The 235-nt window shown below is 66.4% G+C and carries 1 pseudogene; it reads right to left on the bottom strand.

Annotation, left to right across the window (positions count from 1 at the left end):
* Nucleotides 1-20: 20 nt before the first annotated feature.
* Nucleotides 21-235 (bottom strand): annotated as a pseudogene (locus HWX87_RS37845) (hypothetical protein); the annotation flags it as partial.

Genomic DNA, 235 nt, shown 5'->3' with positions numbered 1-235 from the left:
GACCTGGCCCGTGCAGTTGCTTACTGCTTGTATTCCTCCCAGGCCTGATCCCACGCGGAGCCCTTGCCCGGCTCGTATGCCCACGCCGCCATCGAGCACCAGTTGGTGTACGGGAACGGCTTGCACTGGTACAGCTTGCCGAGGTTCGACACGACGTCGCCGGCGTTGTACTGCGTTCCGGCCTGGTACGCCGGGTACTGGCCGCCTCCGCCGCCTTCACCGCCGCCGGTATCCT

It is taken from the genome of Burkholderia sp. BCC1644, from assembly GCF_902833225.1.
Taxonomy (GTDB): Bacteria; Pseudomonadota; Gammaproteobacteria; order Burkholderiales; family Burkholderiaceae; genus Burkholderia.
The sequence above is the reverse complement of the archived record's forward strand: the minus strand, read 5'-3'. Positions and strand labels throughout refer to the sequence as shown.